Origin of the sequence: Desulfobacter hydrogenophilus (assembly GCF_004319545.1) — a bacterium.
GTDB lineage: Bacteria > Desulfobacterota > Desulfobacteria > Desulfobacterales > Desulfobacteraceae > Desulfobacter > Desulfobacter hydrogenophilus.
Window position 1 is genome coordinate 4,222,100 of sequence record NZ_CP036313.1, and the last position, 25,315, is coordinate 4,247,414.

The window sequence follows — 25,315 nt, forward strand, 5'->3', positions numbered from 1 at the left end:
GTTGGACGTCGGGTTGATGGTCGTCCCATTGACATAAGCCTTGGCATGGAAAGCTCTACGCTTTTAAAAAGCCCTTTTAAGCATTTTTTCATACAGGCCAATATAGCTTTCAGCACAACGGCTGTGGTTGAATTCCGTGACAGATTCAATCATGATCCGCCGGATCTGGACTTCTCTTTCATCCGGATCAAGGGCAAAAAAGTCCATGGCCCGGTCCACAGCACAGCTCAGTCCCCAGGCATCGTATACGGAGAAAACAAAACCGTTGCCGCTGGCGCTTTCTGTATCAAGGGGCCTTACCGTGTCATGGAGGCCGCCTGTGTCAAATACAATGGGCAGGGTACCGTAAATGGCCCCGATGATCTGGGGAAGGCCGCAGGGTTCAAAGGAAGAGGGCATGAAAACAAAATCACTTCCGGCAAAGGCCTGGTGGGAAAGTTGTTCGTCAAACCTTAGAACGCTTATTCGATGCCTTAAGTCGTGGAATTCGGCAATATCTTTAAAGTGCTTATAATATTCTCCGTCTGCCACCGAGACAATCTGAATCCCGGTCTCCCAGTAGCGTGATATGGTTTCGTACATGATCTGGGCCAGCAGCTGGCACCCTTTTTGGACCGGATCCAGGCGTGAAGGCCAGAAAAATAAAGGGGCATCCGGATTTTGTTCAAGGCCGACGGCTTTCTGGAGAAACGCCTTGTTTTTCTGTTTCATCCCGCGGTGATCTTTCGGGCCGTAATTAAACCGGATCATTTCATCTACTGCCGGGTTGAATTCCGGTTCCGGCGCATTCAAAATACCCGTAGCACAGCCGGCCTCCCATTTGTGAGCAAGTTCGGCCTGAAGCCCGGCATCCACAAAAGGATGCTTGTTTTCAACGATCTCCTGCAAAAACGTCGGGCTGACTGTATTAACATAATGGGCTGAAAACACGCCGGAACAAAGAAAATCCACCCGGTTAACTTCCCGGCTTTCCTCATAACTTTCAGGCGGCCGTTTAAAATAAAGCCATTGCCAGAAGGAAGCGGCGTCAATCCCCCGGTCCTCTATCTCAGCCAGGGTGGAGGTCATGGTATGGATATTGTGAATGGAAAACAGGCAGGGAACTCCATACTGCCTTGCCATGGCCGGGATCAGGCCTGTCATCCAGTCGTTGCAGTGGATAATGTCCGGTTTTACTCTGGGAATGATATTATTGATAACCTCCCGTTGAAATGCCAGGGACACCTTCAGATTTGTTTTATAACTACCCGAATATACTTTTTCTTTATAAAGAAACGCCCGATCAGCGGCAAAATGAATCCGCTTCTCGTTCAGGCATTGCCTGATTTTTTCCACCTCCAGGTCATGCTTTTCGGTGGAATAATCATGATAGATGGAACGATAATCAGGGATGGCGACATGGACATCGCAGTTCAGATCAAACAAGGCACTGATCAGGGCCGCTGAAACATCGGCCAGGCCGCCGGCCTTGGCGGAATAACCTGAGCATGATCCCATTTCTTCCGGCAGATAAGTCACCTCCGGAGTGACAATAAGAATTCTTGCTCTATCAGGCATAAGCATCTACTCCTCTATTTCAAACCGGTCATTATGAGGGAATCAAGGTTAACCTCAGTTGTTTCTTTCATTAGTTATGCGTTCTCCAGTAAAAACCGGTGTACTCTTTCCATAACCCAATCTTTACCGTTTAGTTCCTTAAATGGATAACTATCCTTGGACGTTGCCAAATTCATACCAACACCATAATACCTTGATGGACAGGAATCTTTAGGCGCAAGCACACCATATATGGTTTAATTTACGACCATATATGGTGCTTTATGATATAAATATCAAATATGGTGTGCTTGATAGCAGATTCATCACAAATTATAAATTTCCGTTCGAAACTCACCAGGTTCAATCATTAATATCCTCACGAAAACATAGCTGCGTTTTCATACAAATACACCTAAGCTTTTTCGTTGCCTCGTCAATTATATTTTTCTGTTAAAGTTTAAAACCCTCGCCTTTAGGCGGATAGCATTTTGCTGATAGGTGTTTTATGGTGCTTGGGGTGGAGTATCGGTAGAAAACAGCCATACAAAGTACAAAATAGAATATCATCTGGTTTGGGTGGCGAAGTACCTGTTCCATTCCAAGAAAATGTTGCTTTGTGAATAAGGGAAATCGCCCAACAAACTTGTGAGAAGTTCGAAATTCTCATTTTGCGTGGTGTGGTCAGTCAGAATCATATTCACATTCTGTGTTCGGTAACCCCCAATATTTCCCCGGCTGAAATAATGCTCAGTGTCAAGGGTCGAGTGTCTCGGAAAATTTTTGAAGAGTTTCCACATTTGAAAAGGCTGTGTCCCCTTTAAATGTTGTTGAAATTCAATAAATGATTTTGGCTCATATTGCGTTTCTGGGTCTTATTTTCGGCTATAGCTTTAACTGCTTGAATTTAATGATAATTCACCAACACCTTAAGTCCTTGAAGACCCGGATAAATTTAAAATAATTTCATATAGTTATGGACAAATTGAATATATACAACCCTGAAGCACAACAAGAGCCATGATTTTTATCTTTTGGATATACTCCAAGAAGGAGGAAATCATGAAAGATACAGATTTTTTACAGTTATTGCATCAAATCACCAAAATGGATCATCGTCAACGGAGTAGCTTGCTGAATGCCCTTACCCATCTCTCCGATAATAGTCAGGTTATCGAATGTATTGAATCACATTTTGACGCAGACTGTAAATGTCCTTTCTGTAGTTTTGCCCATTATTACAGACAAGGATCTGCCAACGGATTACAACGTTATCGGTGCATAAGGGTGCTTTCCACCTCTAAAATGTCAATGCCTATCACAGCCGATTTAAAGGATAGCTGCACCGATTCTACGGTGCTGCTAAGAAATATTTACAACATTATCTTGGCTGGCGGCGTTCACTTGAGCAGCACCCAGGTATATTACCAGAGTCTTTGCTGAGTATTTCATTAGAGCAATTTCAACTATTAAAGGGAACATAGCCTTTGAAAAAGCGATATTGGAGGAAACATTTTTGCATAACCTTTGGAGAAATGACAAAAATATGATCCAAGAGTATTTTGAGCATCATTTTGATATAAGGTAGCTCCTTAAACCGCCAACAAACGGCCTGGCTGAATTTTCAATGCAAATTTTTATTGTCTTTAAAAGGCATTGCGTGTCACTGGTTTTAGGGACAAGTTCCGTTTTGACAGGGTGACCACTATAATATTTATTCCCCAAAACACGATTCCTACCAATTCGATTTTTCAGAGACTGAGCATTGATGGTATTTATGTAGCGAGTTTTTTTTGTTGCGTGTTCTACCCCGCCCGATCCAGCCGAACCCCGCCGGACCCCGCCATATTTTGAAAAAATACTACCCCGCCATCGTCCATCCGATCATAGATCTAAGGAGGTATCAGGTCTATGAAAAAACAAATCCGACAACGCAGGTGTAAAAACTGCCAAAATTTATTCAAACCAGATCCCCGGCATTTGAAGCGGCAAAGATTTTGTGACAAACCCGAATGTAAAATTGCCAGTAAAAAACACAGCCAGCAAAAATGGCTGAATAAGCCAAATAATCAGGATTATTTCTCAGGGCCGGAGAATGTGGCCCGTGTTCAGGAGTGGCGCCAAAGTAATCCTGGTTACTGGAAGCGAAAAAAGCTCCCGGAAACCCCATCCTTAACTGAAGATACGTTACAAGAGATGAAAACCGGCAAAAGCATTGCTGCTAAAGGATTTTCGATAGATTTAATTCAAATACCGTTACAAGATTTAATATTGGCCAAAACCCTTGTCTTTATTGGGGTTGACACTCTTCTTAACAAAAGTGCGTTACAAGAGATTATTGATGCCACGGACCTGGAAACGATAGAATTGACGCCAGATATTCTGAAAGAACTGACCAAAAAGAAGAGGTGTCAACATGGGCAAGTTATTTTCTTCAAAGGAGCTTTATAAATTACGAAATTCAATCCCCATTCATGTGTTGATCGAAACACAACTGGGTATTCCTGCCAAAATCAGTGAAGGGGTATTCCGTTTTCTGTGCCCCTTGTGCAACGAGTTTCAGACCGCAGTGAATCCCAGAACGAACTTGAGCCGGTGCTTTCGATGCGAAAAGAATTTTAACACCATCGATATGGTAATGATCTGCCGCAACACCGATTTTGTCAGCAGCGTAAAATATCTGCAGACTATTTTAAACCCAAGGGAATCCGGTCATGGCACCTGATCATATATTGCCAGAAATCTGTCAGCGGTATTTGGACTATTATAGTCATCAAGTCCGTGCTCAGGGAAGTGTTAGAGGAATGCAACGGATACTGACAGGTCTGGATATCTATTTACAAAAATCAGGCGTTCCCCTGAATGAGATATCCATCCAGAAGGTTGATCAATTTTTAGCCCTGTACAATACCAATTATTCCATAGGGACCGCTAAGTCGAACCGGTCATATCTGAGGCAGTTTTTGAGATATCTTTATCTGAACCAATATATCAAAAAAGATCTCGCCCCTTTGATAGTAAGCCCTCCGGAGTTCGGACAATTAAAACCACCCAAATTTTTACGCTCCCATGAAGTTCAAAAGCTGTTTGACAGCCTGGATCTATCAACAGCAAAAAACCTTCGCACCAATGCCACTATGCACCTGGCGTATTATCTGGGATTGAGACCCCAAGAAATTAGTTCGCTAACCTTGGATGACATCTCATTTAGACAGAAAGAGATTTTTATCCGTTCAAGAAAAAATTGTAGTCCTGCCCATTTCCCCCTTCCCGACAACATAATCAAAGCTATCACTGCTTATATTGTAGGCGGGAGGCCTGAAACTCAATCCCGAGTTCTATTTTTACAATTGATACCACCTTATAAACCGGTCAACAGATGCGATATCCCCCGATATATAAAAAAATGCATGACGGAAAACAATCTTGAATCGAGCACATACTGGCTGCGGCATTCATTTGCCCAGAATATGTTGGAGTCCGGCATGTCCATCTATGAAATCAAAGAAATGATGGGTCATAAAAGCATCGATTCTACCAAAAAATATCTGAGCATTCATATCGGCCTGATGCGGGAGGTTATCCTTGATGAAACGTTTTAAAAGCTTTTTGGCTGAACAAATGGAGGATTTTATCATATATCGTTTTCAACTGGGGTACTCAAACACCTCAATGATATACTGCCTTAAGATGCTTGATCGATATGTATCTGAAAAACAAGTGACTTTGGCTTCCTTTGATCCGCTGTTTTTTATCCGGTTCAGAGCAGATCTTGATCTTGAACCCCGGTCCATAAATATGATTTTTAGAATGATCAAGATATTTTTTAATTATCTTTTACGCAAAGATTTGGTCCTTGAGAATTCGTTACAGGAAATCACTGAGCTACAGGAAAATCACGTTATTCCTTTTATATTTTCTCCGGAAGAAACAGACCTTTTCCTCAAAGCTGCAGTCAAGTCGATGCGGATAAGCCAGAGATTCTATGTGTCAGATTTCAGTGCTTATATTGCCTTTTTGTTGATGGCCCGGTGCGGACTTAGAACATCGGAGACACTCAATTTATTAAAAACCCATTACAGGCCCAAAGAAAGAACAATCTATATTGAAAAGACAAAATTTAGAAAAGATCGATTGATCCCTATACCCACAGCTGTAGCCCATGAAATCAACAACCTGCTAAAAGTCCGCCGGTTATTCCCTGATGAGGATGACAGTCCTTTTTTGCTGGTAAAGGTAAAAGGGAAAAAACTGGTACGTATGTTTATAAATCGCAGATTTAAACAGGCTCTCACAGACATTAATCTTGATCACTCCCGGAAAATAATCGGTACGACCAACTTCAGCCAGCCTTCACATCATTCCCTGCGGCATTCGTTTGCTGTGAACACGCTGAAAAGGATAAAACAGCAAGGAAAATCCTGTCAAAATGCCCTGCCTGTACTGGCTGCGTACATGGGGCACAGCAAATACAAATACACAACCTATTATTTAAAGGTACTGGATGCTGAGCACCGTCGGCAACTGTTTGATTTTGCGAGATCAAAAAGCGAGGGTACATGAGATTGACAAGTTGCCTGCACCAGTATTTTTATGAATACTTGCCCTCAATAAAAGGGACGAGCAAACAAAGTGTTCAAGCCTACCGGCAGAGCCTGTCTTTATTCCTGCATTTTTTGGCGAATCATCACTCAATAAAAATCAAGTCATTGAAAATAGAACACTTAACGGTGGATGCAGTGCTTGCCTTTCTCCAGCATCTGGAAAAAAACCGGAAAAATAGCGTGCAGACTCGAAATCAACGCCTGGCCGCGATCAAGTCTTTGGCCAAGATGATCCGCTTCATGCATCCGGACAAAAAACGAATCGCCGAAGGCCTGCTGAACATCCCGCAGAAAAAAGCTCAAAAAAAGGTGATGGGATTTTTATATCCTGAAGAAATCATGAAAGTCTTCAGTGCCGTGGATCTGAAAAAGAAAGAAGGCATGAGGGATTTTACCATTCTACATTTGCTTTATGACTCCGGTGCCCGGGCCAGTGAGATTGCCACCTTAGAATTTGATTATTTTGATCCTGCAAACGAAACCATTGCGGTCCTGGGAAAGGGAAACCGGTACCGGTTGATTAATCTATGCTCCAGAACCGCCTCGTTGATCTCGGATTATATCGCCAATCACAGGGTAGATCCCATCCCGTTATTTGCCCATAGGCTGTTTATCAATCAACGGAAGCGGGAAATGACCCGGCACGGAATTAATAAAATTTGCAGAAAATATTTGACCTTGGCATTGCCGGAAAAAAGGCTGAAAGGACTGAGTCCGGCGCACTGCTTCAGGCATTCGTGTGCGGTCAATATGGTCACATCAGGTGCTCCGGTATCGGATATCAAAAATCGTCTTGGTCATCAAAGTATTGAATCAACAATGACCTATCTGCAGCTGGATCTGTCAAAAAAACGGGAAATCCAAAATATGCTCATGGAATACATGCAATCGAAAATAACTCATGATAAAAAAATTGATGAGTTAATCGACTGGGAAAATAACGCTGAAATCCTTGCCTGGCTTGACAGTTTATAAACCACTGAAGCAGCTTTTGCTAGCCTTGGAGGGGTATGTAGTAAAACAATAAATTATGTTGCCACTGATTTTTAAAATTTTTAAAATGGGCTTTAACGTGTTGAATTCTAAAACAATATTGATTTGCACAACAGGTAATAAAAATTTCTATTAAATTTAGTAAGTTAGCCAAACTCGCAACATAATGGTATTTAACCGGACCGGCAAGATTTTGAATAAAGCGATAAATTCCTCAAAAAAATCATAGGTTTGAACAAGACGTCAGTGAACCCTATAACTCGTAGGGCTCGCTTTTTTCATAACAAATTTTGACCGGCCAAAAAGATTTCCAAAAGAGCAGACTACCTCCAAGACAAGAACCATTTTCCAGGTGAAAATCACCCCGGACTTTCCCTGTACTTCCACACTTTCTAAATCACCAAACCGGCGAGCAATATTATGTGTATCCCGGAGTTTCCGATTCTTACCAATTCAAATTTTTTAGTAGACCGCAATAATGGTGTGAGTTTTCATGAATGCCTCCCCCAAAAAAGGGTTCAATAACAGAAGTAGGGTTGGTGGCTTTTATCATGCAGACACCTCAAATATAAGACTGATATTCCAGAATTTTTGCCGTTAAACGATAGGACAAGAAATCACTACCAGACCTTAATTCATTCAAAATCAATTTAGCCTGTTTCAGATATTTTTTTTTTTTTTCAGAAGACCAATGGGAAGGAGGGGGCTGTAGATTGGTGATCCTTTCAGCAAGTTTGACCATCCAGATTTCTTTGGAATGGAGTTTGATCCTTTTCAGGCTGTCTTCTATTTGATGCTGTTTTTCAATAGCCCCGTCTTTGGTAAGAGCCAATACTCCCTCTGCAACATGCCGTCCGAATTCTGATTTTAATTCGTCATAAGTGGCATCTGTATCTTCAATGGTATCATGGAGAATTGCAACTTGAACGACTAGGTTCCCATCCCTATCTGTTTCATGGCTTAGAGCAGCCATAACTTCCATACTGACCATGCTCAGATGGGCAAGATAAGACCAATCTGTTCCAGGAACTTTTTGTCCGATATGCTTCTCAGCAGCAAATCTGTAGGCCTTGATATATGCCTCTTGTGCCCAGTTGTTGTTTAATTCACGCATAAAAATTTAATTCTTCACAATATTGGTCGTATGGTATTTTAACGGCGATGATTATTAATCCATCTCATCGCTCGGATCATAGATTTGCAGTTTGAAATTGAATCCTTCGAAGGGCATCAACATCCTGCCGAATTCTTCCCAGGGGATCTTTTTTCCGTCAACGACAATCAATGGGGTTTCAATAGAATCGTCCGAATCCATATCCGCTTCAATCCTACCCCTTACGACATCTTCGCCACCATCGCCGGTCTGGACATGCCATCTACCAGTTTCAGTATCTTTATACATATGCTTGGTATTTAACGTGTTGACCATTCGTTCATAAAGGCTTGCGAACAAACTGAACAGGCTGTCTTCATAATCACCGATCATACTGAATTCATATGCACAGACATCATCCTGGGTGTCTTCATGCGTTTTTAGCACAAGTTGATCTCCCATCAACTGGACGGTGAACTCGAATTTATGTTCATTGCCATCCATATCCTTTAATAAGATGGGCTGGAGTTCAATGTGGTCATAATCAATCCCGACGGATTCAGCCATGTCCTTGTTATAGCAATGCAGGCATACTTTGGTATAACCATCTTCGGATTGCATCATTATGGAATTATAATTTTTTACTTCAGCGCCACAGTATGTGCACTTATCGCCTGCCATTTTAAGAAAATCCTTTATTGTCCCTCATTAATTTTGTCCCTTAATTTACCGGAACACTTAAAAACAACGACTTTCCTTCCATCCAGGATCATCTCTTCGCTGGTGGCCGGATTCCGTCCTTTCCTTGGGGCTTTCTTATTCACTTGGAATTTACCGAAGCCGCTTATCATGATGTCTTCTTCAGCCGCCAAGGTGGATTTCATTATCTCAAGGAGTTCTTCTATTATGTCTTTTGCTTGAAAGGGTTTCAGGTCAAGCTTTTCTGCAACTGATTCAACAATGTTTTGTTTGGTAAGCGCCAAGGGAATTTGCTCCTCTGTTTATTATGCCTGGTATTTTGCTAAAATCAAAGCTGATGTTTAAAATTTAGGATGAGTATTGTCAAGTTTGTTGTTACAGAATAAGAAGTTACAGCCAGGGGAGGGTTTTTCTAAAAACAATCACCTCGACAGTAAATCGTTTGCATTACCGCACAAATCACAGTTGGGCGGCCCTTTGAGGCATAGGCAGAAAGCCTTTCACGGGCAGCAAGTGTGCTGAAAAGGTGAATATGGCATATCGCTATATACAGAGGGATATGTATAATTTGGTTCCTGCTATCGGCCAGGTCAATGCGCTACGGTCAAATTACAGTTATGCCATGATTCCTACCGCTGGAAATGATAAATTTACATTCCATAATCTTCACCATAAAACCGCTGAAAATTTTTATTAAATTTTATCCAGTTGTAATTATGTCGTTTTTGTTCACGGATGTAAATTTTCCAAGCTTCTCTTTCTTTGGCGGATTTGAGTTTTTTTACCGGTTCAAATTTATACGAATTTTCAATTGTATAACCGCCTTGGGACGACTCAAATTTTCCTAAAATTTTCAAATTTCCGGGCTGTTTTGTCTCTCTTTCATTGTTCATATCTCTTCTTTTGGGGCGGTCAAGGATAATGCCGTTTTTGACAATTCGCATTCCGGTTTTAGAAAAAGGGATACTTGAATTTTTTTTTGTCTTTCCGCCTATATCCGTTAAAACATAACCTGCTCCCCGTGGCCTTACTTCAAGACCGACCTTGGCCAGTTCTCTATGAAAGTCTTGCCAGGTATCAGATTTAATTGCCGCCTGGGCGATAAACTCTTTTGATTCTAAAATAAAGGTCTCAAAGGATTTTAGCCCGGTTTTAGTTTCAAAATCTTTGGCTTTGGAGTTTTCCCGTTTGGGCTCCCGTTGAAAAAATTCTTTTACCTCATGATCCCCGGCTGATTTTTCATAAAAACCAAACCGGTCTTGAAGCTTTTTCTTGGACAAATTTTTATCAAAATCGCTTAATTTTATATGATGACCATCTTTTTGTTTGTGGCCGATTGCAGCCAGAATACAGCCGTTCCCACGCATTTGCACAGTTAGGCCGTAAACGGCAAGTTCTTTGTGCAAGGACTGCCAATCCTTGGCATTGTCAAAGGCCTGCTTAATATCTGCTTGCCGCAGCTTCACGTAATCGCTAAATTGCTGTTCAACACCGATATCAACCTTAAGCTTATATTTTTCCTCCAGGAGCCGGCACGTTTTATCTCGTTTATAATAATCATAGAAAGGATCATGCCGAGTGTATTTTTCCTTATGAATCATATTGTAAGCAACGTGCATATGAGGATTGTCAGTGTTGATATGTATTCCGCAGAGCCGTTGATGGTCTTCAAAACCTAACGCTGCAGCAAATTCTTTTTCAATGTTTTTAAAATCCTCCAGGGAAAGTTTTTTGAAATCTTCGGGATGAAAACTGACTACCATATGATAAGTTTTTTCTTTTTTTGTCCGGGTATTCATTGCCTGGGTTGCTTTAATTTCATCAATGGCCAGATCATAATCCTGCCCCGCATAACAGCCGGCTGTCCATTTTGCAAAGAGCTTTTCTCTTTCATGACCGGCGCCTATATACAGCCCTAAACGCTTTATCTTGTCGTTTTGCGGTTCGCAATGGATTCGTTTTGATATCATGGCATTAAACTGTGATGATGGTACTATGGTCCAAAGACATCAAAAATGTCGGTGTTGCCTGAATATATGGAAGGAAACAGGGCTGCAACCTTACACCATATCCCGAATTTTAGAAATGACCGGCCTAAGCTGCCGCTGCCTGTCTTCAATGTCATGCAACACCTTTCTTATTTCTGAAGGAGGCACTTTTTTAAACCCCTGGGCAAGATAGTATTTAAACAGCCCTCCAAGCCTGCCAAGGTCAGCGTTCACTTTAAGCGCAGATAAAAAAGCTTCTTGATCAAGCCTTGATTCAATCCGCTGGCCATTTAGAATCCGGCGGATATATTCAGAGACAGAAAAACCCGTCTGTTTGGCAAGAAGCTTGATTTGGCAGTATTCTTTTTTCGTTACATAAGCTTTGAGGATGATTTCCCGCTTATCTTTTTTCATGTAAAACCCCTGCGTTTTTTTATATGAAACACCATCAAGAACAACGGTGTTTGCCTGCACCATTATTCCTGATGGTGTTACCTTGTTAATTGGCCCATTCCCAACGGTTTTGTGATATTGCCTCCGTTATCTGAGCTTGTTCGTTTCGTGACTTTGCATAAATCACATAATATTCGTTGCCGTCGTCATCTTGGACCTTTCGGCCTATATTGGAACCGATATAGACTGGTTGTGATTGTGAATATTGTGAGTAGGCGGTGTATTGATTACTGTTCATGGCGGCATAATACTTTAAACAATATGCCGGTAATTCAGGATCAACTGCCATTACCGTATAACCAGAAGAGTGGTTGGAAATAGAACTAAAATTACGTCCCGTTGAAATGACCACTTTGACAAGATTTTTATTTAACTGTTCAACAGTGCAGGAAGAACAATTGTAATCAACGAGGACGTTGATCAAGCTGGACATCCCATCTGCATTTGAATCAGGACATTTTTTCAAAAAAGATTTCCGGGCGTCCCTGGTGTCGGATAATTTCTTTTTTTTGATGCTGAAAAAATAATTTAAAGCAGGGTCACATTCGTCCGGCCTGTCGCCCGAAGACAAGCATAAAATAGATTCGCAAGCCAATTTCTGTTCATTTGTTAATTCATCATCTCCCCATGAGAGAGGCGTTTCTCCTAAAAAAACTATCCAAAAAAGAAAAATCGTAATTGTTGCTGAAAACTTTTTCATTTTAAAATCCTTAGTTTTTGTGTTTCCGATTGAAATCCATAATCGTTTCCTATTTCGGCGATATCCTCAATTTTTCGGCCTTCTTTGGTCCGTTTGATAAAAATCACCAGATCAACCGCCTCTTGGATTAAATCATCCATGGGATTCGGCACAACTTCGGCAATCAGCTGCTGCAGCCGGACCAGTCCTCCGGCACAGGAATTTGCATGAACGGTGCACACGCCTCCCGGGTGACCGGTATTCCACGCCTTTAACAGGTCAAGGGCTTCACCGCCCCTTACTTCACCAACAACGATTCTGTCCGGCCGAAGCCTCATGGTGGCTTTGAGAAGATGCTGCATATTGGTGTTCCGGTTTGTACGCAGCATCACCTTATTTTTTGACAGGCACTGTAGTTCGCTGGTGTCTTCAATAATGACAAGCCGCTCATCACCGGCAATATTTGCCAATTCTGCGAGAATCGCATTTGTCAGGGTTGTCTTGCCGGAACCCGTTCCGCCCACCACCAGGATGTTTTTTTTGTTTGCAATGGCATCACAGATGATTTGTTGCTGATCCGATGACATGATTCCCGACCGCACGTAATTATCCAGGGTAAAGATATTGATCGCCTTTTTGCGGATTGTGAACGTGGGATTGGCCACAACCGGAGGAAACAACCCTTCAAACCGGCTGCCGTCCAGGGGCAGCTCGCCTTCAACAACGGGAGAATCCTTTGTAACGACCGCGCCCAGCATGGACGCAACCTGGCTCAGTATTCCGGAGGCAGAAGATGCAGGAATGGCGGACACTTCCACCATGCCTTTATCAAACGTATCGAGCCATAATTTGCCGTCAGGGTTGAGCATGACTTCAATCACGTTATCATCATCCAGGGCCTGGGTAACAATGGGGCCTAAATTATGTTTCAAACTGTCCAATACAACGCTCATTTTCATTCCTTTCTGATACTTTTTTAAAAAACAAAGAGAGGGGTGATCGTATCCATTATTGAAGATTGAGGTACAAACCCGAGATACCGGCTATCCAACGAGTATTTGGTGTCGCCGATTACAACGAATTGCGCAGAAGGCACGATGCCTGTTTTCGGGGAAAAGGGCGTAATCACCCGGCCTTTGCTGTCTGTATCCGAGGCAGGGGGTAATCGGTATGCCTGCCCTGGTAAAGCAGCCACACGTTTCATTAAAGGTGTATTTTTAACGTACTTGGATACAAGAGGTTGTTGTGCAGCCGTGGGATGAAAAACAACAAAGGAACCTTTGGCAATTGCCCGGGAGGTTTTTAAATATATACCTCGGGGCAGGCTGGCAGAACGATTGATATAACAGTATTGAGATACAAAAAAACAGACCGCAAAAAAGAGACTGCAGAGCAGCAAAATTTTATATTTCATTTTTCGAGACCTCTTGCGCTATGTGATCGGGCGGCGGGATTTTAACCCGCTTTTGAAAGACAGGATCTAAAAAATAGAGTATCTGCTGACCGTATACCGTGTTGTACCCGGCAACGAATATAAGCATATCACCAGGGGTTTTGATTCCCCCTTTTTCGTCTTTGACCGGGCCTTTCAACCGCATGCATTCATCCGGTGTGAGCAATGGTCTTGCAACTTCGCTGACCGATACAGAGGCATTTCCCATGCCGCCTAATCGTTTGCCGGAAACACTGGTCTTTTTGTCCACAACAGTGGTTTTCCCGGTCATATCCGACAACAGTTTTGCGGTTTCTATCTTGTTGGGTGCATATGCAATCCTGACATGGCAGTTCGATGTAATTGATTCATCCCTAGTATAGGCCTCCTGCAGCTGGGATAAATCCTGGACAATGATATAAGCCTTCACGCCGTAACCGGCCATAAACGCCAGGGCCTTTTGCATGATTTCCAACTTGCCCAGGCTGGTGAATTCGTCCAGCATGAGCAACAGCCTGTGTTTATAACTCACTACGGCCTGCCCGTTTTCAAACTCCATTTTCTGGGTGAATTTTCTTAACGCCAGATTGAAAAACACGCGCAGCAGAGGCCTTAACCTGTCCAGGTTGGCAGGGGATACAACCAGGTATAAATCAACAGGAGTTTCAGAATTCATGATATCTGAAATGAAAAAATCAGACTCAGAGGTGTTTTTTGCGACAATGGGATCACGATACAAAGAAAGGTTTGTAACAGCGGTGGATACGACCCCGGATAACTCTCGGTCAGCTTTGATCACAGCTTCACCGGCATAACTGTCAATGGTTGATTGTATGTTGTCTGCCAGATCCGTATCCATATCCGGATACCTGTTTTTTAAAATTTGTGCGTGTTCCTTGTCTATCATGGCATAGAGCAGGTTTTTCACATCCCCCTCATTGTCGCTTTTTGTAATTTCGGCCACGACATCTGCAAGGGTTGCACCCTGCTTTGATACAATGACATGCAAAATTAACCCGGTCAGCAAGGCATACCCGGCCTGGGTAAAATAATCTTTCATGCCCTTACCATCCGGATCACAGATCATTTGTGCAATATTCTGGGCATCCGCAATGGCGTGATTGGTATTAATCCGCACTTCAGCCAAAGGATTCCATTTAGCAAAAGAGAATGTTTCATCGGCAGGATCAAACTTAAGAAGTTTATGATGTAATTCTTTGGATCTATAGCCTGATGTCAATGCGTAATTTTCACCTTTGATGTCCAGGGTTACGCTTGAGCCCGGCCAGGCAAGTAGAGATGGGATAACCAGGCCCACACCTTTACCGGATCGGGTTGGCGCAAATGCTAGAATATGCTCCGGACCGTTATGGATCAGGTATTTGGTTCCCCTGGTCAATGGAAAGCCGCCGACATATACACCTTCTTTGGCATCAAGTCCCATAGCGGCCAACTCTTTTTTCTTTGCCCAGGTTGCGGTGCCGTGCAGATTTAAATTGCCTTTCGGCTTTTTCCTGAGAAGCAGGAAAAAGCCGAAGGCCGTGCTGAGGACAAAAGTACCGAAGATCAAGTCAACCCGGTTACCCACCGGGGTATCTATTATGTATTTGTTCCATTCAAACACCTTCCAGGGAAGGTAATACGTATCAAACGCCGGTCGGCCCAGGTCAGGATGGTATCGTAATGCCTTGGCTACGGTTTGCGTGGCGTAACTCATAAATGCAAAGGCCCACAACAAAAAACAAACCGGGAAAAGAAGCGGATACCTGCTTTTTTTTGCCTTGGCCTGCTTAAGGCCGTATTCTTGTTTTTTCATCGTTCAAGCCCTACGCCTTTATCTTTGGAAAGATATTTGATTTGGGATTTCAACTGACTTTGAACTCGACTCTTACCCATCTTGCACTTGGCCAGGTCATTGAAATCCGTGTACCCAAGCTTTTTTGATTCATCCGTAAATTTGGGGATAATGACTTTAGCACCAACGGCCTTGGCGGCTTTTTCGGCTTTTTTCACACCCACATTGTTTTTTTTGGCGTGGTCATTATCAGCACAAATGAACAACTCAGCCGAGGGCATCAATTCCCGGATTTGTTTGGCCACATTTTCAAGGTTATTTGCATCAAAACAGACCACCGCTGGAAGGTGGCTCACATCATTAAGGGTCTTTCCCGTTGCAAATCCTTCAGCCAGCAGTATGGGTTTTTGTTCGTCGAGTTCGCCTATGGTATAAGCGTTCCCAGATTTTTTCCCGCCGGTCAGAAATTGCTTTTGCCCATCCTCGCCGATGAACTGCAGGGATTCGATTTTGTTGGTTTTAAGATTTTTGGCAGGGACAATCAGCCGGTTGTTTTTATCAACCCGGTATCCTTTGTCGCCATTGATCTTTTTATCTGTAAGGTATGGGTGGGACGTGGTTTTTTCGGCATTAATGTAAATGCCGAACGCTTTTTTAGCTGCTGCGGCGTGATCCTGGTCCCGCTCGGCTGCCCGTGCTTGTTTATTTCCTGATGTAATGACTGTTTTACCGAGTTCTCCTTCATATTTGAAATTGGCTTTTTCCCCGGTTTTATGATTTTGAATGAACCCCGCAGGCCTGCCGTCGGGATAAAGCGTATATGCCCCGGATTTTTTACCGCCCTTATCTCCTTCAACCGCTACACGGTGCAGCTTGCCGTCCGCCTGGGGGCTGTCAATTTTCAGGCCAAGTCTGGAAGCCTGATCCTGGAATTGAGCAGTTACTTTGTTCATGTCAAGACTATCCTGGGCAGGTTCGAGCCATTTTTTAAAAGGGGCCTGGTCAATTTCAGATTCAACAAACCAGGATTTTTCCTGTTTATCCCATTTTGCACCCAGGGCCTTGGCTTCATCTTTCTCTGAATACGGCACGTTGATATACATCCTGGATAATGCCGGATCTCTTTTTTCGATTTGCGAATTTTTGGATAGTTTCGGGGCAGGGGAGGGCACCTGGGGAGATGGAACAGATTTGGACTTTTTTTCAAGGGAAGGGGCGATATTCTTCAGATAGGTTACTATTTCACGCTGGGAATCATCCAGTTCCTTGTTAAAAGCTGATAACGGATCACTTTTATAGTGCTCGGGCATTAAATCATCAAACAAATCGGGATTGCCCATGGCCACAGTTATTTTTTCCGTATACGAAAACAAATCTTTGTGATCAATACGGTATTTATCGGCTTTCGCCTGTAATCGTTCCGCTTCTTTTTGTGTTGCTTTACCTTTCTCTAAATCAGGCCCCATCAGGTATTCAACGATTTTTTCAGCGTCTTTCATTGCAAACCCGAGTTCTTTTGCCCGATCTTCCGGCTTTATGGCTTTCAGCCAGGACGAAACATACGCTTTATTGCTCTCTTTGGATTCGGCAGAATAGCCAATGCCAATTTGAGAACACACCAGCCAGCTTGATATTTCCGCCCTTAATTCTTCCTTGGCCCTGGAATCCTTATCCGCATAGTCAACGCCCCTGTCCAGCATTGATTTATGGGCTGTAGCATGGGACAGTTCATGAAATATTGTGGAATAATATTTTGACTTATCGTCAAATTGTGACTTGTCCGGCGTTTCAATGGAATGGGTTAAAAAATTATAAAACGCCTTATCAAGCTGACTCCCTGTGATTTCCACATTGGCAGATGCTATCAGCTTTTCTGCTTTATCTTCCGGCTTCCAGGCAGGCTCCGGGTGCCTGTATGGTTCCACTCCTTCAATCTGGGTGGCATTAAAAACAGAAAAAGTTTTGAAAATAGGTTTATTGACCTTAGTTATTTTCTCTTCACCGTTTTCATCTAGGATGGGCTTTCCTTTATCATCAAGCTCTTTTTCCAATCTGGCAGGCGAGTAAAAAAATCCTTTGGAGGCTTTTTGCCCTTTTTTGACAAAACAATTCATATCTTTCGCCTGGTTGAACGTCATCCACCTGGGGTCATTGTAGCCGCTCATTGCCAGGTTAATCAGGTTTACACCTTTATAATTCTGGTCCGTGGTTAAATTTTTAGGCAATTCTAACAACAGACCTTCTTCCCACGGTTTCTGCCAGGGCGCATCGCCTTTTTCAATGGCCTCTAAAACCCTTTTGGAAAAATCATTGAGCTGGTCTTGATATTTACTCATAATTCAACCCCTCATTCTCTAACTGTACTTTTTGCATTCTGGCTAATTCTTCAGCAGAAATTTTGATAAGGCCAAAGGATTCTTCCGCATATTCGGCAACATCCCCCGGGATATCGTCAGAATCAAAATCAAGGGTATCCAGTTGTCTTTTCAGCCAGGCGATGTACTCATCAACGGTCATGTTGCGTTTCATTGCAAAGTATTCAAAATCCATTATTATTCTCCTTCTTTTCTGTGAACTGGGGCTTGCCGTTATCGTCAAAATACGTTTGTTTACATTTGGGAAAGCCGGAGCATCCCCACCAATAATTATTCTTGCCTCCTTTTCCTTTTTTCTTTGATTCCCGTTTCACAAGCGGTTTGCCGCAGGCCCGGCACTTGTGTTCTGATAATTCTATTTTTTTCTTTGGTGTTAAATCCGGCTTGCCGTTTTTATCATTGAGGAATACAGGCTTGGCATGTCCATCCTGGTTGAAGCATGCCCAATACCACGCCCCTTTTTTGCTTTTTTGCCTGTGTAACGGCCGGTCGCATTCCGGGCAAAGATGGGTTCCCGGTAAAGGGTCTAATTGAAGATCAAATATTGCTTTGACAAGTTCCGGGACCTGGGTGGTTTGATCCGTCATAAATGCGGACAGGCTTTCGTTACCGTCAACGATGCCAGAAAGCCTTGATTCCCATTGTGCCGTTGTCACGGGATCAGTGAGTACTTCAGGGGCCATTTTGACCAGCTGCCGGCCAAGATCAGTGGAAATGATCTTCTTTTTCTGGAGTTCTATCAGCTGCCGGGCTTTTAATGTTTCGATGATCCCGGCCCTGGTCGCTTCAGTTCCGATGCCTTCATTTTCTTTTAAAGTCTTTTTGGCTTCGGTATCTTCGATAAACCTGTGGATATTTGCCATAGCCTCAATGAGGGTGCCTTCGGTGAATCTTGCGGGTGGTTTGGTTTTTTGGGATTTAATATCAACCTGGCCTGCGGTTATACCGTCGTTCTGGTGAACCTCTGGCAAAATTTGATCTTCTGCGGTTTCATCCTCTTGTTCCCTGATGAAGGCTGTCCAGCCAGAATTTAGTATATTTCTGCCCGTTGATTTCCAGACAGTATGATTGATCCCGGTCAGAATTTTCTGCGCTTCATATTCCATGGCTGCATAAAACTGAATACAAAAGATTTGGGCAATCATACGGTACAGGGCAGATTCATCAGCTGACAGGTTAGAAGGCGTTTCACCCGTAGGGATAATGGCATGATGGGCAGTTACTTTTTTCGTATTGTATGCAGCGCTTTTGATAGAACAATCCGTATTCCCGGCAATTTGTTCAAATCCGGAAACGTTTGCCAGGGCTGCAAGCACACTGTCTGCTTCATCAAATTGCTCTTCCGGCAGGTACCGGCAATCTGAGCGGGGATATGTTGTCAGCTTTTTTTCATAAAGTGCCTGGGCCACATCAAGCACTTGTTTTGCTCCCATACCGAGTTTTGAAGATGCAGCTTTTTGTAAAGAGGACAGGCAATGGGGTAACGGCGGATTCTTTTTCTTTTTTTCTTTGTAGGCTTCAAGAATTTTACCCGCCTGGCTGCTTACCTCTTTTTTGAGCCGATAGGCTTCATCAGGATTGATTAAACGGCCCTGGTCATCCAGCCCTTTTTGTGTGTCAAGGGGTTGAAACGTACCGGTGAAAGAACCTGCTTCATGAATAATTTCAACATGCAGGGTGAAATACGGATGAGGTTTGAAGTTTTCAATAGCCAGGTCCCGGTTGACCACCAGGGCAAGGGTAGGGGTCTGGACCCGGCCAAGGGATAGCACGCCCTGGCTGCCGGCATCGCGACCTTTGAGGGTCATGGCCCGGGTGCAGTTCATGCCTACCAGCCAGTCTGCCTGGGCTCTGGCCCTGGCGGCATCACGCAGGCCGGTATAGTCACTATTGTCGGTCATGGAGGTCAGGGCTTTTTTAACTGATTTATCATCCAGGGCCGCAAGCCAGATACGTTCACAAAAACCGGCATAGTCGTGGTATTCCAACACTTCATCAACAAGAAGCTGCCCTTCTCTGTCCGGGTCCCCTGCATTGACGACCATTTCAGCATCCCGTAGCAGCTTACCTATGATCTTCATTTGTACGACAGCATCTTTTCTGACCGAGGCGTTAAAGGTGCCCGGTAAAATGGGCAGTTCCTCTTTTCTCCAAACCTTGTACTTTTCGTCGTATGCTTCGGGCTGGTCCATTTCCAACAGGTGGCCGAAGCACCAAGTAACGACATCTTGGCCGCATTCTATATAACCGTTCCTTTTTTCCACATTCCCCAGGCCTGCAGCAATGGCCCGGCCAAGAGATGGTTTTTCTGCTATGAAAAGTCTCATGATTTCTTTCTCCTTAATTGTTTCTTGTGAGTTTTAATTTTCATTTCAGCCTCTGCCCGCCCTTCAAGAAACCCGGCATACCAGCTTACAACCTCTGTGTTTTCCGGTTGGGACTCCTGTTTCCGGAGCCCCTCCTCATAGCCTTCTTGCCAGGATTTTTTATCAATTTTCATAATTTGCCTTCATACGGCTCGCTGAACTCTAAATCTTTAACCGCTATGATGTTCAGGCGATAACCAGGCCGGATGGTTAAGGTGGGGGACATATTCATATGTTTTTCAAGCAGGGCCATGGTTGTTTGCCCCATCTGATCGGCCAAGGCCGTTCCCATGGATTCATTGAGCGTTGTTGTTTCGTCACTGTTATCGCTGTCCAAGGTGTTCATGGCATAAGCAGTGCCGCCGGTGACAAGGCTCATTAGCAGGGCATGACCATAAATCCTGAAATAGTGGTTATTCACCTTGTCTTTCAGGCCGGTGTAACCCAGCTGGTCCCCGCCGGGCATATCCTTCAAGGTCATTGTCCGGCCATCAGGAAAGATTAATCGCTGCCAGACGACGAATACCCGTTCCTGGCCCATAATTATGTTGTTCTGATATTGGCCAAAGGCTTTGGTGCCCTGGGGGATGAGTAGGTTATAACCGGTTGCGGTATCCCAGACATTTTGACTGACCTGACCGCTGATATAGCCGGGCAAAGTTGAATCAATCCCGGTGATCAGCACCACAGGTATAATGGCCCCGGTTTTAATGGATAACGCATTGGTATCCTGATCCATGGAATAACCGTTATCCCACATTGAATCATCATTGCTTTCGGTTTGAGCTGATATGGATAAACCAGTTGTCGTTGTTACTGATGCTATGGATCGTGAATCGGCACCCCCAAGGCCAAGCCTTGCTTTAGCGTTTGCAAGTTCACTGTTTAAAGCGGACAATCTTGCTGAAGTTCCAGATTGCCCGCCGGTTTGGTCAGAAATACCAGAAGAGGCGCTGACAATCATTGAGGCGTTTTTTTTGTAAACAACCGGATTGGATTCCAAAGCCTGGCGTTGCTTTTCAAATCGGTACTGCAGAACGGTGACAAGCTGTTTTTGCCGCTGCTTATCTAAAGCGGCTTTTACAGGGTCCTGGGGAGGGGGATTCGCGCGTACAACCTCAATGGGCTCAAGGGCCTTTTGATCCCCCTTTTTCCCCTGGGTGTTCATATCGGTTTCAGACGCAAGGCCTTTGCGTTGTTTAGGGGCTTTGGGCAGATTAAGCCCTTCTTCATCTGTGGATACGGATGACTGCTGGGGTTCTATCAACAGGGTTTCCTGATCCTGATCCCCGTTTCTATTCTTTCTTTTATCTTCATCAAAGATTGAAAAAAGCAGCAGCAATACAATGATGGCAATGAACAGAAACAGCACTAAGATAGGCTTTTTGCTCAACACCGTTGTCATTACGCCCGGCCTTTGCAGCCCCCGTGGTGCACTCATTTTTTAACCTCGCGTTGGGTATAATTGTCTGCCAGGTTATATCCCGGCATGCGGAACATCCGGCTGAAACTGAATCCGTCACTGCTTTTAAGGTGGACGTATCCGGTGCCGGGATTTTGCGATAACACGTCAATGACATAGCAGATCTTGACAGCGCTCTGGGTCTGACTGATTGTATAACCGGCTCGTCTGGCCTGTTTTTCAATCAGTTCGTCAAAGGTTTTATTGCCGCTTTTAAGAAGCGTTATCGTGGTTTTTGCCGGTGGATATTGCAGGATCAGGCGGCTGATGATTTCATCACAAATCAGTAACGGCGGCTCAGAATCAATCGATACCCATGATCCTTTAGAAGAAAGATGGGTGCAGGAAAAACAGGTTAACGCCAGAAAAAAAAGAAGGGTCAGTCTGGTAAGCGGTTTCATTTTTTCGCCTCCAGCCGGGTCAGGGTTAATTCTTCCTTATCCTTGCCCACACCAAGGATTAAATAGCCTTGGTCAAAAATCCGGTCTACAATAAAACAGTTATTTTTAACCCGGCAGTTTACAAGACCTTTACCCGCCGCGGTTTTGACCATGAACATGGGCATTTCCTGCAATTTTGGCAGCTTGATATACGTTTTAACGCCGTTGTCAAAAACCTGCAGCGGTCTCCAGCCGGCATTTCCGGATATTTCATAATCAAAGTTTAAATTGGTAATATCAAAACCATCAGGAGTGGTCCTTTTCTCTTTTTCTTTGATTTCTTTTTCCCGGGCCGCTTTGGTGATTGCGATATGGTCCTGGGGATAGATGAAGCCTGTATACAGCATGTGTTTACTGCGGTCGGACTTGAGATTGATATGATAAACCCGCCGGTCAGTGGTGATCACTGCTGTGGTAGTGAGTCCGGAATCCAGGGCTTTGAAAACAACGTGACTTGTGCTGATATCGCCGCTACCGGAAAACACGATTTCTGCATACCATCGCGCGTTATCGCCCAGGACCATAGAATTGATTACTTCTCCGGGCTGCAATTCCAGATCAGCCACTTTATACGGTGTAACAATAATGGTTGGATTTGAATGTCCATAAACAAAACAGTTCATGCCGTTTCTTGTGGTGATGGGGTCCAGGGTGTTTTTTTGCCATCTTGACTGCAAGGCTAAAGGCTTTCTTTCTTTGCTGACCAATCTGGCTGATACGGGGCTTACAAAATCCGCAGCCCGGCATGTCGTCAAACCGGCAAAGAATACTGCTATTGCGATTGTAATTAGTTTTTTCATGGGTTAAACTCCTATTGTATCTTTTTGCTGTGGCTGATTTGCGACACATATATGCCGCTGGCATTGTTGATAATTTCTTGTTGTGTTTCTGGAATCTTGCGTTTGATGATAAGGTTTGCTTGATAGGTTGTCCGGGATCGTTCAACGCCTTTATGTGTGCGCTCTATCTCTGTCCATTCCACCAGCCATGTTTCTCCGCTGACATACAGAGGCAGGGCCAAAATCCGCACTTCTACCAATTTTTCTTCGCTGGAAATGTATGGATTATTGTCTGCATACCATTTAGCCAGGATTCTTTTTGCAGCACCAATTGACATGAAACTGGATTGCTTGATGTATTTTTCCTGCAGGGCGATATCAGCCGTGACCGTCCGCCAGGCCGTGATAAACTGGCCCAGGCTGTATTGAATCATCTCCTGGCTGGTCTCAAGTTTTTTGGCCATATGTCCGCCGCTGATCCGCCCGGCCCGGTCAACTTCAACCATGTACGGGATCACTTTTTGTTGTCTAAGCTGTATGATATTGCCGGCACCAAGCAAGATAGCTACAACCGAAACAAGCAGGGCTAACCACCGCCAAAGGTTTCTTTCCTTGATGAAAGATCCGAATACTTCAGCCCATGCCTGCCGTCCGGCGAGATAATGGTTTTGAATTCCTTTTGACATTTATTTCTCCTCTTTGGGTTTTACGGCTTTTGCTATGGCCTCCAATGCCCCGCTCCTGGCTCCACTGAATGCGCCAGCCATGCCTCCACCGGCACCACCGGCGGCGGCACCGACGCCCATGGAGGCGGCACTCGCCGCCATACCTGCGCCTGCCGCCATGGCTCCGGTCATGGCTCCGGCACTACTCCCACTGTTCAATGTGACCATCCGAGACATAGCGTCAGGTAAAGTTTTGACCAGAAATGCAAGAATTATGAATGAAGCGGTTATAACCAAAACTTCGGTAATATCGCTAAAAGAATAACTAACCATGTCAGCAAGGAAGGCTGCCAAAATATAGATAAGGCATTTAATCGTGAAGAGCTTGAGTCCAACGCCAAGAGAATATTTCAAGAAGCTTGTGGCAAACCCCCGAGTAGTTTTAAGTCCGCCAAAGCCGAAGAGCAAAATCCCTAAATTGAGAACAATCCAAGCCTCACAAAGGATTAGGAGATACATACCGTAAATTAAAGCGGAGCAAAGAAGCGTGGCTATAATACAAAGTCCAATTAATGGGGCTTTTAATGCACCGAACAAAGATATAGGAGCTGACATATTATCTGCAATTGTAAGGCTTTGGACAAAGACCATAGCCGCACTTTCACTACCACCAGCAACCTCAACGCTTAAACCAATCATTCCTGTGATCAGTTTCTCCGCCCAATCTTGGCCATAAACTATTAGACAGAAAAAAACAGATCCAAAAAAAGTTGCTTTTACAAGATCTTCTATGACATCCTGTAAAGTAGATTGCTTAAGGCCTAGTTTTAAAGCCATCCAGGTTAATTGGATCACAAGCATGACCTTTAATAACCAAAAAGCATGGCTTTTTATATTTTCGCCCCAAGTAGTGCCGACGTCGTGATATTTCAATATTATTCGCTGGATTATGCTTTGATCGACGGTCGAAGCGGCTGCATTTCCATTGAAAAATAGCAATAATATTGATATGAACAACAAATAAGAAAAAAGGTTCATAGGAGTTTTTTTCATGTCTAAAAAAATGATCATTTTGACCGTCTCCATCGTTATCGCCATTAGTATCAGTGTTAGTCTCTATATTGGCGTATCTGATAATCCCCAACCCAAACAGGAATATAAAAATACTGTAGGAGTGGAAGTAGATCCGAATATTTTACCGGAACAATTCAGGTAAAATATCTGCCTTCATATCCACCCCTGTTGACTGTTCCCGCTCTTCTTCCGCTTCAAGCTGTTTTTCTTCGTTTTGTTTTTGGGCTGATTCGGCTGCTTGAGCCTGCACATAATTAGCCAGCAATGCTCTTGTCTGTCTCATTTCATGGACTGTGAGGGCGTTGATCTGGTTGCCGGCTTCAATAGCCTGCTGCCTGCCTTCTTTGGTTGATAGAAGGTCATCTACATAATTGTCAAAATCACCTGAATCTTGCAGGTCTTGTAATTGCTGTCCGGAGAGTCGAAAATTTGACTGCAAAATATTGTCCACTTTTTCTGCGGCCTTCTTAAATTGGTTTTGTTTTGCCGCTATCCTATCTTTCATCAACACTCCATCAACCTTAATTTCCTCAAGCTCAGGCCAGGTATCCGTAAAAATAGTATAGAGAGCATCCATATCGGCCTTGTAAGAGTTCAAACGGCTTACGTTGGAAACAGCCACCTTGATTTGAGATTGAAGGTTTGAAAGCAGGTTGCTGGGCAGATTCATGGTATTCGTGATGGCGTTTTCTGTTTGTTTAACGAGTTGTTCGTACTGTTTGATCTCTTCTGCCAATTGCTCTATATCTTTTATATATTCAAGTGCTTGTGTGAATAAATTAGAACAATTAAGACAGGTAACAGGAATACCGGCTATAGACACATTGACAGAGGTAATGATGGACAATAAAGCGATTGTAATTTTGTTCTTCATTTTGAACT

27 protein-coding genes and 1 pseudogene are annotated in these 25,315 nt (G+C 43.7%); 8 read left to right on the top strand and 20 right to left on the bottom strand.

All coding sequences use genetic code 11. The features are described from left to right. Positions 1-63 precede the first annotated feature (63 nt). Positions 64-1,557 (bottom strand): glycogen synthase, encoded by a 1,494-nt coding sequence (locus EYB58_RS18745; protein ID WP_111953123.1) that lies wholly within the window; start codon positions 1,555-1,557, stop codon positions 64-66. 611 nt (positions 1,558-2,168) lie between these two features. On the opposite strand from EYB58_RS18745, the gene EYB58_RS24890 reads away from it, so the two are divergent. The 7 genes and pseudogenes from EYB58_RS24890 (at position 2,169) to EYB58_RS18780 (ending at position 7,115) form a co-directional block, all read left to right on the top strand. Further along, positions 2,169-2,360 carry a transposase gene (locus EYB58_RS24890; RefSeq protein ID WP_423201861.1) on the top strand — a complete coding sequence of 64 codons (192 nt, stop codon included), beginning with the start codon at positions 2,169-2,171 and terminating at the stop codon, positions 2,358-2,360. A 480-nt stretch (positions 2,361-2,840) separates the two neighbouring features. Next, positions 2,841-3,020: pseudogene (locus tag EYB58_RS24230) on the top strand (IS1595 family transposase); the annotation flags it as partial. Positions 3,021-3,447: 427 nt separating this feature from the next. Next, positions 3,448-3,987, top strand: a complete 540-nt coding sequence (locus tag EYB58_RS18760) for a hypothetical protein (protein ID WP_111953127.1) — start codon at positions 3,448-3,450, stop codon at positions 3,985-3,987. After that, the gene (locus tag EYB58_RS18765) at positions 3,953-4,261 is read left to right on the top strand and encodes a CHC2 zinc finger domain-containing protein (RefSeq protein WP_111953129.1); all 309 of its coding nucleotides are present in this window, start codon (positions 3,953-3,955) and stop codon (positions 4,259-4,261) included. The genes EYB58_RS18760 and EYB58_RS18765 overlap by 35 nt, the downstream gene beginning before the upstream one ends. A gap of 79 nt (positions 4,262-4,340) precedes the next feature. Further along, entirely contained in the window at positions 4,341-5,138 is a 798-nt protein-coding gene (locus EYB58_RS18770; RefSeq protein WP_165477784.1) for a tyrosine-type recombinase/integrase, read from the top strand. After that, entirely contained in the window at positions 5,125-6,099 is a 975-nt protein-coding gene (locus tag EYB58_RS18775) for a tyrosine-type recombinase/integrase (RefSeq protein WP_111953133.1), read from the top strand. Before EYB58_RS18770 ends, EYB58_RS18775 begins: the two co-directional genes overlap by 14 nt. Beyond that, the gene (locus EYB58_RS18780) at positions 6,096-7,115 is read left to right on the top strand and encodes a tyrosine-type recombinase/integrase (RefSeq protein WP_111953135.1); all 1,020 of its coding nucleotides are present in this window, start codon (positions 6,096-6,098) and stop codon (positions 7,113-7,115) included. Before EYB58_RS18775 ends, EYB58_RS18780 begins: the two co-directional genes overlap by 4 nt. Positions 7,116-7,695: 580 nt before the next feature. Here the strand turns inward: EYB58_RS18780 and EYB58_RS18785 are convergent. The 3 genes from EYB58_RS18785 to EYB58_RS18795 are packed head-to-tail and all read right to left on the bottom strand — an operon-like array spanning position 7,696 to position 9,209. After that, positions 7,696-8,247 (bottom strand): HD domain-containing protein, encoded by a 552-nt coding sequence (locus EYB58_RS18785; protein WP_111953137.1) that lies wholly within the window; start codon positions 8,245-8,247, stop codon positions 7,696-7,698. Positions 8,248-8,301: 54 nt separating this feature from the next. Next, entirely contained in the window at positions 8,302-8,907 is a 606-nt protein-coding gene (locus EYB58_RS18790; RefSeq protein WP_111953139.1) for a DUF7713 domain-containing protein, read from the bottom strand. 14 nt (positions 8,908-8,921) lie between these two features. Then, on the bottom strand, positions 8,922-9,209 hold the full coding sequence (locus EYB58_RS18795; protein WP_111953141.1) for an integration host factor subunit alpha: 288 nt from the start codon (positions 9,207-9,209) through the stop codon (positions 8,922-8,924). A 248-nt stretch (positions 9,210-9,457) separates the two neighbouring features. Here EYB58_RS18795 and EYB58_RS24235 point away from each other — a divergent pair, with 248 nt between their 5' ends. Then, positions 9,458-9,622, top strand: a complete 165-nt coding sequence (locus EYB58_RS24235) for an endonuclease (RefSeq protein WP_278186257.1) — start codon at positions 9,458-9,460, stop codon at positions 9,620-9,622. Here the strand turns inward: EYB58_RS24235 and traI are convergent. From traI to trbJ, 16 genes are all read right to left on the bottom strand, one after another. After that, complete coding sequence (traI, locus tag EYB58_RS18805; protein WP_111953143.1) at positions 9,576-10,895, bottom strand: TraI/MobA(P) family conjugative relaxase; 1,320 nt, start codon at positions 10,893-10,895, stop codon at positions 9,576-9,578. The two genes, EYB58_RS24235 and traI, sit on opposite strands and share 47 nt — an antisense overlap. 90 nt (positions 10,896-10,985) lie before the next feature. Further along, on the bottom strand, positions 10,986-11,327 hold the full coding sequence (locus EYB58_RS18810) for a plasmid mobilization protein (RefSeq protein ID WP_111953207.1): 342 nt from the start codon (positions 11,325-11,327) through the stop codon (positions 10,986-10,988). Positions 11,328-11,412: 85 nt separating this feature from the next. Next, complete coding sequence (locus EYB58_RS18815) at positions 11,413-12,066, bottom strand: TrbM/KikA/MpfK family conjugal transfer protein (RefSeq protein WP_111953145.1); 654 nt, start codon at positions 12,064-12,066, stop codon at positions 11,413-11,415. Further along, the gene (trbB, locus tag EYB58_RS18820; RefSeq protein WP_111953147.1) at positions 12,063-12,998 is read right to left on the bottom strand and encodes a P-type conjugative transfer ATPase TrbB; all 936 of its coding nucleotides are present in this window, start codon (positions 12,996-12,998) and stop codon (positions 12,063-12,065) included. The genes EYB58_RS18815 and trbB overlap by 4 nt, the downstream gene beginning before the upstream one ends. Positions 12,999-13,021: 23 nt before the next feature. Beyond that, on the bottom strand, positions 13,022-13,459 hold the full coding sequence (locus EYB58_RS18825) for a S26 family signal peptidase (RefSeq protein ID WP_111953149.1): 438 nt from the start codon (positions 13,457-13,459) through the stop codon (positions 13,022-13,024). Further along, a complete protein-coding gene (locus tag EYB58_RS18830; protein ID WP_111953151.1) occupies positions 13,449-15,293 on the bottom strand; it encodes a type IV secretory system conjugative DNA transfer family protein in 1,845 nt (614 codons plus the stop codon). Before EYB58_RS18830 ends, EYB58_RS18825 begins: the two co-directional genes overlap by 11 nt. After that, positions 15,290-17,608 carry an ArdC-like ssDNA-binding domain-containing protein gene (locus EYB58_RS18835; protein ID WP_111953153.1) on the bottom strand — a complete coding sequence of 773 codons (2,319 nt, stop codon included), beginning with the start codon at positions 17,606-17,608 and terminating at the stop codon, positions 15,290-15,292. Before EYB58_RS18835 ends, EYB58_RS18830 begins: the two co-directional genes overlap by 4 nt. Continuing rightward, on the bottom strand, positions 17,601-17,822 hold the full coding sequence (locus tag EYB58_RS18840; RefSeq protein ID WP_111953155.1) for a hypothetical protein: 222 nt from the start codon (positions 17,820-17,822) through the stop codon (positions 17,601-17,603). Before EYB58_RS18840 ends, EYB58_RS18835 begins: the two co-directional genes overlap by 8 nt. Then, complete coding sequence (locus tag EYB58_RS18845) at positions 17,812-19,974, bottom strand: DNA topoisomerase 3 (RefSeq protein WP_111953157.1); 2,163 nt, start codon at positions 19,972-19,974, stop codon at positions 17,812-17,814. Before EYB58_RS18845 ends, EYB58_RS18840 begins: the two co-directional genes overlap by 11 nt. Beyond that, on the bottom strand, positions 19,971-20,147 hold the full coding sequence (locus tag EYB58_RS23350; protein ID WP_165477785.1) for a hypothetical protein: 177 nt from the start codon (positions 20,145-20,147) through the stop codon (positions 19,971-19,973). The genes EYB58_RS18845 and EYB58_RS23350 overlap by 4 nt, the downstream gene beginning before the upstream one ends. Continuing rightward, the gene (locus EYB58_RS18850; protein ID WP_111953159.1) at positions 20,144-21,454 is read right to left on the bottom strand and encodes a TrbI/VirB10 family protein; all 1,311 of its coding nucleotides are present in this window, start codon (positions 21,452-21,454) and stop codon (positions 20,144-20,146) included. The genes EYB58_RS23350 and EYB58_RS18850 overlap by 4 nt, the downstream gene beginning before the upstream one ends. Then, complete coding sequence (locus tag EYB58_RS18855; protein ID WP_111953161.1) at positions 21,451-21,876, bottom strand: conjugal transfer protein TrbH; 426 nt, start codon at positions 21,874-21,876, stop codon at positions 21,451-21,453. Before EYB58_RS18855 ends, EYB58_RS18850 begins: the two co-directional genes overlap by 4 nt. Continuing rightward, positions 21,873-22,715, bottom strand: coding sequence for a P-type conjugative transfer protein TrbG (gene trbG, locus EYB58_RS18860; RefSeq protein ID WP_111953163.1), 843 nt, complete (start codon positions 22,713-22,715; stop codon positions 21,873-21,875). The genes EYB58_RS18855 and trbG overlap by 4 nt, the downstream gene beginning before the upstream one ends. Before the next feature lie 11 nt (positions 22,716-22,726). Continuing rightward, positions 22,727-23,380, bottom strand: coding sequence for a VirB8 family type IV secretion system protein (locus tag EYB58_RS18865; protein WP_111953165.1), 654 nt, complete (start codon positions 23,378-23,380; stop codon positions 22,727-22,729). Next, positions 23,381-24,445, bottom strand: coding sequence for a P-type conjugative transfer protein TrbL (trbL, locus tag EYB58_RS18870; protein WP_242637433.1), 1,065 nt, complete (start codon positions 24,443-24,445; stop codon positions 23,381-23,383). A gap of 109 nt (positions 24,446-24,554) precedes the next feature. Next, complete coding sequence (trbJ, locus tag EYB58_RS18875; RefSeq protein ID WP_111953169.1) at positions 24,555-25,307, bottom strand: P-type conjugative transfer protein TrbJ; 753 nt, start codon at positions 25,305-25,307, stop codon at positions 24,555-24,557. Between the last annotated feature and the right edge of the window lie 8 nt (positions 25,308-25,315).